Source organism: Modicisalibacter sp. 'Wilcox' (assembly GCF_010993675.1).
GTDB classification, from domain to species: Bacteria; Pseudomonadota; Gammaproteobacteria; order Pseudomonadales; family Halomonadaceae; genus Modicisalibacter; species Modicisalibacter tunisiensis.
In genome coordinates, this window is record NZ_WNXF01000005.1 from 69,591 (window position 1) to 84,866 (window position 15,276).

Annotated in this window: 15 protein-coding genes; 2 read left to right on the plus strand and 13 right to left on the minus strand. The window is 67.1% G+C overall.

What is annotated here, in order from left to right; all coding sequences use genetic code 11:
• Window positions 1-51: 51 nt before the first annotated feature.
• Both G7A98_RS06290 and G7A98_RS06295 read left to right on the plus strand, forming a co-directional pair.
• Complete coding sequence (locus G7A98_RS06290; RefSeq protein ID WP_163648637.1) at window positions 52-1,218, plus strand: site-specific integrase; 1,167 nt, start codon at window positions 52-54, stop codon at window positions 1,216-1,218.
• A 61-nt stretch (window positions 1,219-1,279) separates the two neighbouring features.
• Window positions 1,280-1,693, plus strand: a complete 414-nt coding sequence (locus G7A98_RS06295; protein WP_163648638.1) for a SufE family protein — start codon at window positions 1,280-1,282, stop codon at window positions 1,691-1,693.
• Between the two features lie 3 nt (window positions 1,694-1,696).
• On the opposite strand, the gene yidD is transcribed toward G7A98_RS06295, so the two are convergent.
• The 13 genes from yidD to G7A98_RS06355 all read right to left on the minus strand — a co-directional run bounded on the left by yidD (window position 1,697) and on the right by G7A98_RS06355 (window position 15,268).
• Window positions 1,697-2,056, minus strand: a complete 360-nt coding sequence (gene yidD / locus G7A98_RS06300) for a membrane protein insertion efficiency factor YidD (RefSeq protein WP_163648639.1) — start codon at window positions 2,054-2,056, stop codon at window positions 1,697-1,699.
• Window positions 2,040-2,483 carry a phosphoribosyl-AMP cyclohydrolase gene (gene hisI, locus G7A98_RS06305; RefSeq protein ID WP_163648640.1) on the minus strand — a complete coding sequence of 148 codons (444 nt, stop codon included), beginning with the start codon at window positions 2,481-2,483 and terminating at the stop codon, window positions 2,040-2,042. Before hisI ends, yidD begins: the two co-directional genes overlap by 17 nt.
• 36 nt (window positions 2,484-2,519) lie before the next feature.
• Window positions 2,520-2,972 carry a transcriptional repressor gene (locus G7A98_RS06310; RefSeq protein ID WP_163648641.1) on the minus strand — a complete coding sequence of 151 codons (453 nt, stop codon included), beginning with the start codon at window positions 2,970-2,972 and terminating at the stop codon, window positions 2,520-2,522.
• Window positions 2,973-3,005: 33 nt separating this feature from the next.
• On the minus strand, window positions 3,006-3,998 hold the full coding sequence (locus G7A98_RS06315) for an alpha-L-glutamate ligase-like protein (protein ID WP_163648642.1): 993 nt from the start codon (window positions 3,996-3,998) through the stop codon (window positions 3,006-3,008).
• 4 nt (window positions 3,999-4,002) lie between these two features.
• Window positions 4,003-5,511, minus strand: coding sequence for an inactive transglutaminase family protein (locus tag G7A98_RS06320; RefSeq protein WP_163648643.1), 1,509 nt, complete (start codon window positions 5,509-5,511; stop codon window positions 4,003-4,005).
• 9 nt (window positions 5,512-5,520) lie between these two features.
• On the minus strand, window positions 5,521-6,369 hold the full coding sequence (locus G7A98_RS06325) for an ATP-dependent zinc protease (protein ID WP_163648644.1): 849 nt from the start codon (window positions 6,367-6,369) through the stop codon (window positions 5,521-5,523).
• 124 nt (window positions 6,370-6,493) lie between these two features.
• Window positions 6,494-7,762, minus strand: a complete 1,269-nt coding sequence (locus G7A98_RS06330) for an acyltransferase (RefSeq protein WP_163648645.1) — start codon at window positions 7,760-7,762, stop codon at window positions 6,494-6,496.
• 77 nt (window positions 7,763-7,839) lie between these two features.
• Entirely contained in the window at window positions 7,840-9,348 is a 1,509-nt protein-coding gene (locus tag G7A98_RS06335) for a glucan biosynthesis protein G (RefSeq protein ID WP_163648646.1), read from the minus strand.
• 356 nt (window positions 9,349-9,704) lie between these two features.
• Complete coding sequence (gene lpdA, locus G7A98_RS06340) at window positions 9,705-11,132, minus strand: dihydrolipoyl dehydrogenase (protein WP_163648647.1); 1,428 nt, start codon at window positions 11,130-11,132, stop codon at window positions 9,705-9,707.
• A 28-nt stretch (window positions 11,133-11,160) separates the two neighbouring features.
• Window positions 11,161-12,570 carry a dihydrolipoamide acetyltransferase family protein gene (locus tag G7A98_RS06345; protein ID WP_163648648.1) on the minus strand — a complete coding sequence of 470 codons (1,410 nt, stop codon included), beginning with the start codon at window positions 12,568-12,570 and terminating at the stop codon, window positions 11,161-11,163.
• Window positions 12,571-12,583: 13 nt separating this feature from the next.
• Window positions 12,584-13,564, minus strand: a complete 981-nt coding sequence (locus tag G7A98_RS16590; protein WP_205596230.1) for an alpha-ketoacid dehydrogenase subunit beta — start codon at window positions 13,562-13,564, stop codon at window positions 12,584-12,586.
• 3 nt (window positions 13,565-13,567) lie between these two features.
• Entirely contained in the window at window positions 13,568-14,656 is a 1,089-nt protein-coding gene (gene pdhA / locus G7A98_RS16595) for a pyruvate dehydrogenase (acetyl-transferring) E1 component subunit alpha (protein WP_205596231.1), read from the minus strand.
• A gap of 216 nt (window positions 14,657-14,872) precedes the next feature.
• Window positions 14,873-15,268 (minus strand): ectoine synthase, encoded by a 396-nt coding sequence (locus G7A98_RS06355; protein WP_163648649.1) that lies wholly within the window; start codon window positions 15,266-15,268, stop codon window positions 14,873-14,875.
• Between the last annotated feature and the right edge of the window lie 8 nt (window positions 15,269-15,276).

Here is a 15,276-nt window from a genome sequence, read left to right on the forward strand (position 1 = left end):
ACACTGGGCATCCTGGAAAGCCACGAGACAGGGGAGGCGGCGGAAAAGGACATGGCAGACAGCGAGACAGGGCCACACGCCATCACGGCCCGGGACGAAGCGCCGCTGGCCGCGCAGCAGGGCGAGGTAGCGGCGCGGGTCTCTCGTATCGCGGCGACCACGGATGCCGAGGCCGTGGGGCGCTGGCTCGAGGAGTACCGGGCGACGCCGCAGACCTTCCGCGCCTATCGCAAGGAGAGCGAGCGGCTGCTGCTGTGGCTCGCCGAGCGCGGGATGCGACTGGTCGATATCGACCGCCAGGCCCTGCAGGCCTTCGAGGCCTTCCTGGCCGACCCGCGGCCGGCGTCACGCTGGATCGGCCCGCCGCGTGGGCGCACGCATCCTCAGTGGCGGCCGTTTCGCGGGCCGCTGTCCGCCGCCAGCCGGAGGCAGAGCCTGACCATCCTGCAGGGGCTGTGCAGCTGGCTGGTGGAGGCGGGGTGGATCGAACATAACCCGTTTCGTCTGATGCGCGACAAGCGCCGCCGCCTCGACAACCGCCAGCCCGGCATCGAACGCTATCTCGAGCGCCCGCTCTGGCACTGGTTCTGGGGCTGGCTGAACCGCCCCCCTCGCGAGGGTGCCACGCCTCGCGAGTGGCGGCTGTGGCAGCGTCAACGGCTGGTCTTCGGCTTCGGTTATCTGCTGGCCCCGCGCATCCGCGAGATGGCCGACGCCCGCATGGCGGATTTCCAGCACCGCGAAGGGCAGTGGTGGTGGCAGGTGGTGGGGAAGGGCGGCAAGCTTGCGCGCATCCCGGTGCCCGCGGACATGATGGCGCTGCTGGGCACCTGGCGGGAGCATCTGGGCCTGCCCGCAAGACCCGACGCCGGGGAGGACGCGCCGGTGATCCGCGCGCTGGACGGCGAGCGCGGCGTCGGCGACAACCAGCTCTACCGGCTGATCAAGGGGACCTTCGCCCGGGCGGCCGAGGCCCTGGCGGCGGACCCGGCGGCGCCCGAGCCCGTCTCCCGTCTGGCCGGCCGGCTGGCCGAGGCCACGCCACACTGGCTGCGCCACACGGCGATCACCCATCAGGCCCAGGCCGGCGTGGAGCTGCGCTACCTGGCCCGGACCGCACGCCATGCCCGGCTCGACACCACCGCCCGTTACCTGCATGCCGAAGCCGAGGAATGGCAACGCCAGATCGACGCGCACCGGCTGAGCGACACGCCCTGAGGCGGACGACGCTGCGCCGGCGAGCCGTTATAATGCCGCCGACGAGTCAGGAGGAGAGAACATGAGTGCCCAGCAAGCCCAGGCGGAACTGGTCGAGGAATTCGGTTTCTTCGACAACTGGATGGACCGCTACCAGTACATCATCGACATGGGCAAGCAATTGCCGGCCTTTCCCGAGGCGCTGAAAACGCCGGAGAACAAGATCCAGGGCTGTCAGTCGAACGTCTGGATCCATCATGAGCGCCAGGGGGACATGCTGCACTTCCAGGCGACTTCTGATGCCGCCATCGTCTCCGGGCTGATCGCCGTGCTGATGCGCATCTACAACGATCGCCCGCCCGCGGAGATCGTCGCGACACCACCGGCCTTCCTCGAGGAACTCGGCCTCGACAAGCACCTGTCGCCGACCCGTTCCAACGGGCTGCACGCGATGCTCAAGCGCATCTATGCCGTCGCCGAGCACGAGGCGGCCTGAACCCTAGACCTCGTCGTGCGGGGCCTCCCGTCGCGCGGCCGAGTCCCCGGCGGCATCCCGGGGGCGGAACGCCGCATCGAGCTCGGGGTCGTCACGACACAGGCGCTCGCTGGGCCCGCCCGGCACCGGGTCGATGCCGCCCGACGAGCCGGGATGACAGCGCAGGATGCGTCGCACGGCGAGGGCGCCGCCCCGGAACGCGCCGTGGGTGCGCAGGGCCTCGATGGCGTAGCGGGAACAGCTCGGCCAGAAACGGCAGCGCGGGCCGAGCAGGGGGCTGATCAGCCACTGATAGCCCTTGATCAGGGCGATCAGCGGCCAGGCCAGCCAGCGGCCGGCCCGGGTTTCAGTGCGAAGCGCCATACAGGGTGGCGGGATCGATCAACGGCTCGCTGACGACTTCGCCTTGCATCTCGTCCAGGGCCACGTAGAAGCAGCTGCGCCGCCCCGAGTGGCAGGCCGGCCCCGCCTGATCGACCGCCAGCAGCAGGGTGTCGCCGTCGCAGTCCAGGTAGGCGCGCTTGAGCTGCTGCACCTGACCGGACGACTCGCCCTTGCGCCACAGCTTGCCGCGCGACCGGGACCAGTAGCAGACCCGGCCGGTCTTCAGGGTTTCCTCCAGGGCCTGGCGGTTCATCCAGGCCATCATCAGCACCTCGCCGCTGTCGTGCTGCTGGGCGATCGCCGGCACCAGCCCGTCGGCGTTCCAGCGCATGGCGGCCAGCAGGGCCTCGGCAGGGCGGGTATCGCCGCGCTCGGCGGTTTCCAGGGTCTTGAAGAGGTCAGTCATGGGATTGGCCTGTGTCGTCGCGGGTCGAGGGAATGATCAGCCGTCGGCCGCCGTGGCCCGGCAGGCATCGCAGGCGCCAAGCAGCTCGATGGTCTGGCGGTCCACCGCAAATCCCAGGGCCGCCGCCCGGGCGCCGAGCTGGGCGTTGACGTCATCCAGGTGCAGCTCCTCGACACGCCCGCAGTGACGGCAGATGAGCAGCTGGAAGCCGTGATGATGCTCGGGGCAGGGACAGGCCACGTAGGCGTTGAGCGACTCGATGCGATGCACCAGCCCCTGCTCGATCAGGAAGTCGAGGGCCCGATAGACCGTCGGCGGCCGCGCGGCGCCATGCTCGACGGCCAGGCGGTCGAGCAGGTCATAGGCCTTGAGCCCGCCGGGCGAATCGGCGATCAGTTCCAGCACCCGGCGGCGAATCGGCGTGAAGCGCACGCCGCGCTGCTGGCACTGGCGCTCGGCCTGTCGGGTCAATGTCTGGATATCGGGCATGTCGGCATGTGTCGGCTGCGAGGGACACTCATTCTACGCGCCCGCCCCCTCGCGAACCAGACGGCCGCCGGCATCCTGCAGCTCGCCGTACCGCGCGAAATGCCGTCGGGCGAACGCCACCCGCTGCGCGACACCCAGCCCCTCCGCCTGGCGCTCGACGGCGTCCAGGCGCCGCCGCAACCCCTCGCCGTTGGCCATCTGGATCGCCAGTCCGGGACGGGCGTTGAGCTCGAGCAGCATGGGGCCGTGATCGCGATCGAGCACCATGTCGGTGCCCAGATAGCCCAGCGCCGTCATCTCGTAGCAGCTGGCGGCCAGGTGCAGCAGGGTGTCCCAGTGGCCCACCCGCAGGCCGGCCAGGGGGTGGCCGGTATCGGGGTGGTCGTGACGCGGGCGATCATGCTGCACCCCGCGCAGGGCGTGGCCCGAGGCCATGTCGAGCCCCACGCCGACCGCCCCCTGATGCAGGTTGGCCTTGCCGTCCGAGGCGGCGGTGGACAGGCGCATCATGGCCATGACCGGATAGCCCCGGAAGACGATCACGCGGATGTCCGGCACGCCCTCGTAGGTATAGCGGGCCAGCGTCTCGTCGAAGGCGATCAGCGACTCGATGACCGCCACATCCGGCGATCCGCCCAGGGAGTACAGCCCGGAGAGGATGTTCGACACGTGGCGCTCCAGGTCCTCGCGCCGCAGGCGATGCCCGCTGGGCTTGACGTAGCCGTCGCCGTCCTGATGCTCGATGACCAGGATGCCCTTGCCGCCACTGCCCTTGGCGGGCTTGATGACGAAGCCGGCCTGCGCCGCCACCAGGGCGGCGACCTGCTTGACCTCGAACTGCGTCGTCACGGTGCCGATCAGCGCCGGCGTGGTGATGCCGTGCTGCTGGGCCAGCAGCTTGGTCTTGAGCTTGTCGTCGACCAGCGGGTAATGCCGGCGATCGTTGTAGCGGCCGATGTAGCGGATGTTGCGCCGGTTCATGCCGATGACGCCACTGGCGCGCAGCCGGGAAGGCGGTGCCCACATGCGCTCAATCCTCCGCGAGTGGCTTGAAGCGGCGCAGCTCGAGCAGGCGATAGCCGGTGTAGTTGCCGAGCATCAGGATCAGCGCCATCAGGATCAGCTGCAGGCCGATGAAGTTGAAGGTGAGATGGCGCACCCAGGGGTTGTTCATGGCCAGGAAGGCCAGCACCGCCGTCAGCAGGCTGCCGCCGCCCTGTATCAGGACTTCCCGGGGGCCTTCCTCTTCCCAGAGGATCGACATCCGCTCGATGGTCCAGCTCAGGATGATCATCGGGAAAAAGGTGATCGTCAGCCCGGCATTGAGCCCCATCCGGTAGGCGAGCACCGAGAACAGCGAGATGATGGCGATGACCGTGATGATCACCGCCGAGACTCGCGCCACCAGCAGCAGGTTGAGGTACGACAGGTAGCTGCGGATCACCAGCCCCACCGCCACCACCAGCAGGAACCCCACCACGCCGGTCGGCAGCGACGTCTGGATGAAGGCCAGGGCGATCAGCACCGGCATGAAGGTTCCCGAGGTCTTGATGCCGATCAGCACCCGCAGGATGACCACCACCAGCGCCCCGATGGGAATCAGCAGGATCGTCTTGAACAGCGACTGCTCCTCCAGGGGCAGGCTGTGTATCGAGAAGTTGAGCAGGGTATCGTCGGCCTGCTGATTGCGCACCGCCACCGCGGCGGGCTCGTTGTGGCGAATCATCGAGAAGCTCACCTGCGAGCGGCTGCCGCCCTGAACCTCGAGCACGGCGGGGCTGCCGGCGCCCCACAGCAGCAGGTTGTCGGGGCGCCCCCGCTGGCCTGTGACCGGGTCGACCAGGATGCGCTCGCGACCATCGAACACCGCGAGCCAGGGCGTCAGGTGCTGTCGACGGCGGCCATCCTCCAGGCTCAGCCCGCTGACCTGGCGGGCGGCCACGCCGGCCTGGTTGAGCAGGCGCACCAGCAGCGTGGCCCGGTCGTACTGCGTCAGCAGCAGGCGGGCGTTCTCGCCCGGCGTGTCGGTGAAACGCTCGACCAGCCGGTGCGCGAAGGTGAAGGGGTCGGCCGAGTGGCGCCACGCCTGATCGATGATCTCGCGGGCCGCCGTATCATAGGGCGGCTCCCAGGCCACCGGGGACTCGCGGACCGGAGGTGGAGGCGGGGGTGGTGTCGCGCGGGCACCGGGATCGACCAGAACCTGGACCGAGTAGTACAGGCGCTGGGCTCCGGCCGCCTTGCGGATCGCCCATTGTGCGTGCCGGGCGCCCTGGTCCCGGAGGAAGCTGAGCCCGTAGCCGGAAGAGGCGGTGTTCTCGGTCAGCACGCGATAGCCCTGCTGGTCCGCGGGCAGGGCCAGTTCGACCTTGGCCGGCCCGCCGTCGGCGATGAAGTTGACCTGGGCCTCGACCTCCCAGACCTGACGCTGCTCGCCGGGCGACCAGGGCACATCGAAAGCCAGGTGGCGATAGAGGGTCAGGGCGATGCCGGCCAGCAGCAGCAGGCCGACCAGCCCGTAGAATGAAATGCGGGACATGCGGATTCCTCAGGGGGCGTCTGCGTCGCCGGCGTTCGCCGCCTCGTTCCGGGCGGCATCGGCGGCAGACGGGTCACTCGGGTACTCGGGACGCTCGTGCAGGTATTCGCGGGCCACATCCACGACCGCGATATCCATCAGGAAGCGACGCCCCAGCAGTATCGGGTAGGTCAGCTGGGTACGGTCGTTGAGCGTGAAGTCGACGTTCTGCTCGATGGGCCCCAGCGCCAGCGGCAGGCTGATCACCGGGCGGCTCTCCTCGCCGGCAGCCTGGATGATCCGCACCCGGCGGGTGATGCGGGCCTCGATCCAGGTGTCGCGGGCCGCGTCCACCACGGCAGCCTCGTCATCGAGGGCGAGCTTGAAACGCACCCAGTCCTCGCCGTCCCGCTCGAACTCGGTGATCTCGCGTGCGGACAGCGAGCCGGTGTTCGCCCCGGTGTCGATCCGCGCCTTGAGGTAGGTGCCGACGGTCGGCAGGCCGATCCATTCGCTGCGCCCCAGCACCTCCTTGCCGGCCAGTTCGGGGGAGCGGGGCGCCGGGCACTCCGGCACCTCGACGACGGTATCGCGGGTCAGCCGTGTGACGCCCTCGTTCAGGCGGTGTACCCGACGCCCCACGCCCTGGACATCCTGGCGCAATCCGGCGAGCGCCTGCCGCTGATCCGCCTGCGCACCGTCCAGCGCCTGGCAGCGGGCGGTCAGGTCGGTTTCCAGGCGGTCCAGCCGGGCCTCGAAGCGCGAGGTGGTCACCAGCGAGTCGAGGCGCGCCGCCGTATCGCTGTTCTGCCAGGCGCAGCCGCCGGTCAGCAATGCCAGGCTGAAGACCCCTGCCCAGCGGAGCGTGTGAATTGACATGATCTCGACTTCCTTGTGCAACGCGTCGATGCCGCCGGCGGAAGGGCGGCAGGACGGAATCAAAAGCTGCTGATGATAAGGAGGGCCCCGGCGGCTGTCCACGCCGCCGGGGCGAACGGTCGCACTAGCGGGAGTCGGCTCGCACCAGCGGCAGCAGCCGGCGTTGCAGCCAGTGACGCACCCGTACCACGACCCGCTCCTGGAACAGCATGCAGAAGACGACGGTCACGGCCAGGAAGAGGGGATACGCCCACAGCGAGGCCGAGCCGGCCGCATCCATGCAGCGGGACAGGCTCGTCAGGCACAGCGAGGGCTCGCCCGCCAGGACGCGCTCGGCCCGGGTGAAGATCACGAACAGCGGCACGTGCAGGGCGAACATCGGCAGCGACGCACCGCCGAGCCGGATTGCCAGGCGCTTGACCCGGGCGCTGTCCGGCGAGGGCCAGTGTGCCACCACGTAGATCAGCGCCAGCTGCGCCGGCAGGAAGAGGCCGTTGTGCAGCAGGTAATACCAGGCATGCTCGGCATGCTGCAGCAGCCAGGAGCCGGCGACCACCGCCACGGCCACGCCGCCGAGCAGCAGGGCCTGAGCCCCGGGGCCGAGCAGCCGATCCTGCCGGCTGCGCTGCCGGTACAGCGCATACAGCAGGATGCCGGCAACGAATTCCGGCAACCGAATGATCGGGTTGCGGTGCAGCAGGCCGGTTTCCGGGGCGCCGAAGTCGGTCAGGGCGATCACCAGCAGCGGCGGTATCAGATAGACGAGATTGGTGAGCGCCAGGGCCCGGCGCAGCGCGGTGATCTTCAGCAGGCGCGGGGCGATCCAGGGGAATACCAGGTAGAAGAAGAACAGCGTGGAGATCGACCAGGTGACCGGGTTGAAGGTCAGGTAGAAGGGGTTCCAGGCATGCAGCAACGTGAGATTGAGCAGGATGTTGATCACCAGCTCCGGGTTGCTCATGTAGTGGGTGATGCTGGCCATGCTGGAGCCGTCGTTGACGTCATAGAGCACGAAGCGGATCGAGGCGCCGGCGTCCTGGTCGGTGATCGCCAGGTAGCCCACCAGCGTGGAAATCGCCATGGCCAGCAGTACCGAGCCGATATGCAGCGGATAGAGGTTGGCGAAGCGCTTGACCCAGAAGCTGCGGGCCGGCTCGCGCATGGCGCCCGTGGCGCCGAAATAGACATGCGTCAGCAGGAAGCCGGAGAGCACGAAGAAGGCGCTGGTGGAAAAGAACCCGACATTCGTCACGTAGCCGGACCAGTCGCTGATCGACGGGTAGGTATGCAGGGTATGAAATATGACGATATACAGCCCCAGCAGGAAGCGCAGCCATTCCAGTCCGTAGAAGCGCTGCGTGCGTGAGGCCGCGGAGGAACGTGAATCATCCATGATATGAATCACCATGAAAGCCGTGACAGGGGAAAGGGGGCGGCCCGTCGCCAGTCCCTGACGACGGGCCGGGGCGATCAGCCGTCGGCCGGCAGGCGGTAGAACCAGGTCTCGGACAGCGGCTTGCCATCCTTGCCCTGGAGCCGGGCACGCAGCTCCAGCGGGCGTGTCTCGTCGTGCCGCTTGACCCGCAGCTTCAGCCGCCAGCCACCCTCGGCGGTGTTCGGCATGAGCCGGCTCTCGACCAGCTCGCCATTGGCACCCGCTTCGATCCAGGGCTGCGGCGGGGGCGCGCCTGCCGCATCGCCCCCGGTGAAGTCGACGACGAAGCCGATCGAGCCGTCCGGTTCACGGACCAGGTCATCCCGGCGCACCTCGCCGGGATAGCGCCGCGTCTGGTCCACCCAGGCCAGCTGCGGATCGAGCAGCTTCGGCTCCTGGCGGGTCCAGTGCATCCGGTAATCGAATTCCATCGGCTCGCCGGGGCTCGCCACATCGTCCGGCCGCCAGAAGGCGACGATGTTGTCGTAGGTCTCGTTGGGCGTGTGCAGCTCCAGCAGCTCGACGGAGCCGGGCCCCCAGTCGTTGGTCGGCTGTACCCAGGCGCTGGGCCGGCGATCGTACCGGTCGACCAGGTCCTGATAATCGTCGAAGTCGTGCGAGCGCTGGAGCAGCCCGAAGCCCTCGAGCGACTGGATGGCATGGTCGTTGACCTCGACGCCGGGCGGATTGACCAGCGGCCGCCAGGTCCAGCCGGAGTCGGCACCATGCATCAGCAGGCCATTCGAGTCGTGAATGGCCGGGCGATAGTTGACCTTCCCGGCCGGCTGGGAGGGCCCGTAGAGAAACATGCTGGTCAACGGGGCGATGCCCAGCTTGGCGACCGGCTTGCGCAGATAGACGCGGGACTTCACGTCCACCACGGAATCCTCGCCCGGCGTGAGCACGAAGCGGTAGGCCCCGGTGGCGCTGGGGGAATCGAGCAGGGCATGGATCGTCAGTGAATCCGCGTCCGGCGCCGGCTTCTCGATCCAGAATTCGCGGAAGTCCGGGAACTCCTCGCCGGACGGCGTTTCGGTATCGATGGCCAGCCCGCGCCCCGACAGCCCGTAGATCTGGTCACGCCCGATCACGCGGAAATAGCTGGCCCCCTGAAACACCATGATCTCGTCATCGATGTTGTCGGGGTCATTGATGGGAAAGTGAATCTTGAGCCCGGCGAAGCCGAGCTGGTCGAGATCCGCCTTGTCCAGCTTGAGGTCCCCATAGTGGAAGTCGTCGGGATTGAACGCGATGCGATGCACCTGGTCGCCGTCGACGATGTTCATCTGCACGCTGCTGGTATAGTGCATGCCTTCATGGAAGAAGCTGAGGTTGAACGGCAGGCCTTCATCGCGCCAGACGGCATGGTCCATGCGGTACTGGATCTGCGCGTACTGTTCGTATTCCAGGTTGCGCAGCCGCGGCGTGGTGTTGCTTTCCGGCGGTTGATAGGGCTTGTCGGCCAGGGCCTTCGCGCGCTTGGCGACATCCTCGAAGCCGAAGCCGAAACAGGCCGATGCGGCAAGGGCCAGGGCAAGTCCCATCAGGATCGACGCCACGAGGCGAGGGCGACAGGCATATTGGGGGGCAGGGCACGAGGCCACGGCGGTCTTCCGGTTCACGGGTCATTCCTTTGCAGCCATTTCCGGTCCACGAGAGCCTACCGTCCTCGGTGCCATGACAGAAGTATGAATTTCCTCGAGACACAAACACTGACCCAATTTAACATAATATATATTATGCGAAATACAAGATGCCAATCCGTTTACCGACTCCTGATGGCGTCTTGCCACGTCTTGCATGCCCGGTGGTCGGTACGGTCACCTGAATGGGCGACGCCGGGCAACCTCGGCACCCTGCCCAATACAGGTGGCCTTTCTTTTCTTTCTGCTTCTGCACGTCAACCGTAATGCGTCGAGCCGCCGAGGAACTGCTCCCCGGCCTCGCCGAGGGTTTCGGTCAGCGTCGGATGCGGATGCACGGTCAACGCCAGGTCCTCGGCAACGGCGCCCATCTCGATGGCCAGCACGGCTTCGCCGATCAGCGACTCCGCCTGGGGGCCGACGATCCCGGCGCCCAGCAGCCGGCCGCTGTCCGGCTCGACGATCAGCTTGGTCAGGCCGTCATCGGCCTGCAGCGACAAGGCGCGTCCGGCGGCCTGCCAGGGAAACCTGAGCACCTGGATCTCGCGGTCCTCGTCGCGGGCCCGGGCTTCGGTCAGCCCGCACCAGGCGATCTGCGGCACGGTGTAGACCACGGCGGGCACCGCGCGCGCATCGAACGCCGCCGACTGGCCGGCCGCCGCGCGTGCCGCCACCTTGCCCTGATGCATGGCCTCATGGGCCAGCAGCATGCCGCCGGCGACGTCGCCGATCGCATGGATGTGCGGCACGCTGGTGCGGCATTGCGCATCGATCTCGATGAAGCCGGCATCATCACGGCTCACGCCGGCCTTGTCGAGATCCAGCCTGTCGCTGTTGGGACGCCGACCCACCGCGACCAGCACGCGGCTGAAGCGGTGATCGCGCGAGCCGTCGGCGTCTTCCAGGGTGACCGTCACCTGGCGCGGTGTTTCGTGCAGTCCGGAGACCTGCGTCTTGAGGTGCACCGCCTTGAAGCGCGACTCCAGCATCCTGGCGAGCGGCTTGACCAGATCCTCGTCGGCATTGGGCATCAGGCGCTCGGCCATTTCCACCACGGTCACCTGACTGCCCAGCGACTGGTAGACCATGCCCATTTCCAGGCCAACGTAGCCGCCGCCGATGACCAGCAGCGACTCGGGAACCTCCTCGAGCTCGAGCGCATCGGTGGAATCCATGATCCGGCGGCTCTCGGCGAAATCCACGTCCGGCAACGCGGCCGGTCGCGACCCGCTGGCGATGATCGCCTGCTCGAAGCGCAGCGTGCCCGAGACGTCGTCGCCCTCGACCGTCAGGTTCTGCTCGTCGGCGAAGCGCGCACAGGCCCTGACCAGACGCACGCCACGCTGACGGCACAGCCCTTCCAGGCCATCGGTAAGCGTCTTCACCACCTTCTGCTTCCACTGACGCAGCGCCTCGACATCGATCTCGGGCCTGGCGAAGCGCAGGCCCATGGTCGCTGCCGATTCGCTGGCGTGGATCAGCTCGGTGACCTCGAGCAGGGTCTTCGAGGGAATGCAGCCACGCAGCAGGCACACGCCGCCGACCGGCGTCTCGTCGTTGATCAGCGTCACGTCCAGCCCCTGCTTGACCGCCTCGAAGGCCGCGGCGTAACCGCCCGGCCCGCCACCGATCACGGCCAGCTGCGTGCTGTCGGGCAACTGGGATGATTCGTGCTTTCTTGCCATGGTCGTCCATTACCTCCGGCAGCGTGAGTCAGATCTTGAGCAGCAGCGAATGCGGATCCTCGAGGGCGCCGATCAGGGTCGTCACGAAACCGGCGGCATCCGCGCCATCGTTGGCCCGATGGTCGAACCCGAGCGACAGCGGCAGCATCAGCCGCGGCTTGACCTCGTAGTCATCGAGATCGCCATGAACCACGGGCTCGAGCCGGGCCTGGCCCATGCCCAGGATGGCGACCTCCGGCGGGTTGATCAGCGGCGACAACGAGGTACCGCCCATCGGTCCGGGGTTGGTCAGGGTAATGCAGCCGCCCTCCATGTCGTCGCGCCCCAGCTCGCCCGCCTTGGCCTTGTCGATGGTTTCCTTCAGCTCGGCGGTCAGGTCGATCAGGTTCTTGCGATCGACGTCACGGAGCACCGGAACCAGCAGGCCCTGATCGGTGGCGACGGCCACGCCGATGTGGAAATAGCGCTTGAGCACGATTTCCTCGTTGTCGGCATCCAGGCTGGCATTGAAGCGCGGATACTGCTTCAAGGCGTAGACCATCGCCTTGAGCATCAGCACGGTCATGGTGAACTTGCCACCGTTGGACTCGGCGCTGGGCTCATAGTCGCGCCGGAACCGCTCGAGTGCGGTGATGTCGGCCACGTCCTGATGGTAGACGTGCGGGATCTCCTGCCAGGACTGGCTCATCCGCCGGGCGGTGGCGCGACGAATCGAGCGCATCGCTTCGCGCTCGGTCTCGCCCCAGCGCGAGAAGTCCGGCAGTTCAACGGATCCCTGCCGCGACTCCTGCCCGGTGGATGCCGCCTTCCGGGAGGCGTCGCCTGGCTCTGCCTTCGCCGCGGCCTCGACATCTTCCGCCGTGACCCGGCCCTGCGGGCCGCTGGGCTCGACCTCGTGCAGGTCGACACCCTTCTCGCGGGCGATTCGCCGGGTGCTGGGCGCCGCCGGCACCGGCTGACGCCGATCGCCCTGTCTGTCGGCGCTGCGGGTCTCGTCCCCCTTTCGAGCGTCCTGATCCTGCCGGGCGCTTTCCTCGGCATCCGTCTGCGGTGCTTCGCCATCAGCCCCCGGCGTCTCGTCGTCGCTCTCGCCAGACGACGTACTCGCGTCCCGGTCGGGCGAGGCGCCTTCGCGGCTTTCTTCGTCCCGAGACTCTTCCGCCGAGGTCCCCTTCTCTTCCTCGCCGCCGTCTGACTCGTCATCGGGCCGATAGGTGATCAGCAGATCGTCGACCCGGACACGATCACCGGTGCTGGGGTGAACGGTCTCGACGGTACCGGTAAACGGCGCGGGAATATCGGTGGCCGCCTTGTCGGTCTCCACGGTAAGCACGGTGTCGCCGTCGTTGACGTGGTCGCCCTCACTGACATGAATCTCGAGGACTTCCGCTTCCTCGAGCCCCTCGCCGGGGTCGGAAAATCTGAACGCTTCGCTCATGGTTCCTTGTCCCTCAATCGTTCAACACGCCCCGGGCGGCCGTCAGGATGCGTTCCTGATCCGGCAGATGGTCCTGCTCCCGGGCGAACAGCGGCACGATGGTGTCGAAGCCGGTAACGCGACGCACGGGCGCTTCGAGGTAATAGAAAGAATCTTCGATCAGCCGGGCCATGATCTCGCCTGCCGGACCGAAGCTGCGATGCGCCTCGTGGACGATCACCACCCGGCCGGTGCGCCGCGCCGATTCGGCGAAGCGTGCATGATCGAGCGGTGAGAGGCTCAGCAGGTCGATCACCTCGGCCTCGACGCCATCTTCCTCGGCCAGGGTTTCGGCGGCTTCCAGGGTCCGATGCAGCATCGCGCCATAGCTGATCATCGTCAGGTCATCACCTTCCCGGGCGATGCGTGACTCGCCGAGCGGCAGGGTCTCCTCCTCGTCGGGCACCTCCTCGCGGAAGGCGCGGTAGACGGCCTTGGGCTCGAAGAACACCACCGGGTCCGGGTCGCGGATGGCGCTGACCAGCAGCGCGCGGGCATTGCGCGGTGTCGAGGGGATGACCATCTTCAGCCCCGGTGTGTGAGCGTAGAAGACTTCCTTGCTCTCGGAGTGGTGCTCCAGGGCATGCACCCCGGCCCCATAGGGCATGCGCAGGACCATGGGTACGGTATGCCCGCCGCGGGTCCGCCAGCGCATGCGTGCGGCGTGGGCTTCCATCTGGTGAAACCCCTGGTAGCTGAAGCCCGAGAACTGCATTTCGCAGACCGGCTTGAGGCCATTGATCGCCAGTCCCACCGATACACCTGCCAGGGCGGTCTCGGCCACCGGTGAGTCGATGACCCGCCGTTCGCCGTAGCGCTCCAGCAGACCATCGGTGACACGGAAGACCCCGCCGTCGACCCCGACGTCCTCACCGAGCACGACCACGGATTCATCCTTTTCCATTTCCTGGGTCAGCGCCAGGTTGAGCGCGTCCGCCATGTTCAGTTCGGCCATCGGTCACTCTCCTTCCTTGAGTCGATCGGCGAACGACTGCCGTTGCGATTCGAGATACGCGGGCAAGTCTGCATAGACATGATCGAAGATCATCTGCGGATCACCCAGCGACTCGATACGTTCGTGGGTCTTCTCCCACGCCTCGTCGAGGCGCTCCTCGATCTCCTTCTCCAGCTTGTCGATCTGCTTGTCGCTGAGCCAGTGCTTCTTCTTGAGGTAGGTCTGCAGGCGGGTGATCGGGTCACGCGCCTGCCACTTCTCGACCTCTTCCTCGTCGCGATACTTGCCGGGATCATCCGCGGTGGTATGCACCGAGAGCCGGTAGGTGACACACTCGATGAGCGTCGGCCCCTCGCCTTCACGGGCGCGTTGGGCGGCCTCCTGGACGGCGGCATAGACGGCCAGCACATCGTTGCCGTCGACCTGAAGCGAGGGGATCGCGTAGGCCAGCCCCTTCTGGGCGAGAGTCCTGGACTCGCTCTGACGCCCGCGCGGCATCGAGATCGCCCAGTGGTTGTTCTGGCACAGGAAGATCACCGGCGTCTTGAGCACACTGGCGAAGTTCAGCGCCTCGTGGAAATCGCCCTCCGAGGTCGCACCATCGCCGAAGAAGGTAATAGTGACCTCGTCGCGCTCGCGCAGCCCGGAAGCGTAGCCGATACCCACGGCATGCGGGATCTGAGAAGCCACGGGGATGGAGATGGGCAGGTCGTGGGCGCCCTCCCCGATGGCGCCGCCTTCGCTGTAGCCGGCGTTGTAGAGCAGCAGGTTTTCCGGCGGGAACCCGCGCCACAGCATGGCCGCGGTTTCCCGGAAGGCCGGCACGAACCAGTCGTCATCGCCGAGGGCCGCCATGGCGGCAACCTGCGAGGCTTCCTGCCCCTTGGCCGGGGCGAAGGTGCCGATCCGTCCCTGGCGCTGCAGGGTGAGCATGCGTTCATCGAGACGTCGGCTGAACAGCATCGTTCGGTGAATGTCGAGCAGGGTCTCCTTGCCGATCTTCGGCTCGAGCTTCTCGTCGACGCGTCCCTTTTCGTCGAGTATCGAGAGATACTCGACGGCATGTTCCAGCCTGACTCGTTTCCTCGGCATGACGTCCCTCCGCGGATTCAGTGAATTCCGGGTGTCGGCCGTACTCCATATGGCCTTGAACGTCTAGTGACTGTAGAAACCCTGTCGAGGCATTGCCAATCAGTATCGGGCTATCAACCACGCTGTGGTCATGGCGGTCCGTACGGGCCGCAGCAACGAAAACGCCCCCGCGGGTAAGCGGGGGCGTCGTGACAGCGGTCTTGCCGGGGCGTCGGCTCAGAGCTCTTCCGACGGTGCGTAGGAGCCGTCCTCGCGGTGATCTTCCTTGCCGGTCAGGCCCGGCGTGAAGACACAGGCCAGCACCAGGGTTTCCGAGGCGCGCAGCAGATGATCGTCATGCTGGTCGAGAATGTAGATATCACCCGGCCCGATCGGCCAGATCTTGCCGTCGGCCAGGGTTTCCACCTCACCCTTGCCCTCGATGCAGTAGACCGCCTCGAAGTGATGCTTGTAGTGGATATGGGTCTCGGTGTTGGCAAAGATCCGCGTGATGTGGAACGAGCACTTGCCGCCGTCGTCGGCCAGGCTCAGGCGCGTGCTGTCCCAGTTGCCGTTGGCCGCGGTGACCAGGCGATCCGTCTTGCGGGCTTCTTCGAGATTGCGAACGATCATGATGGTGT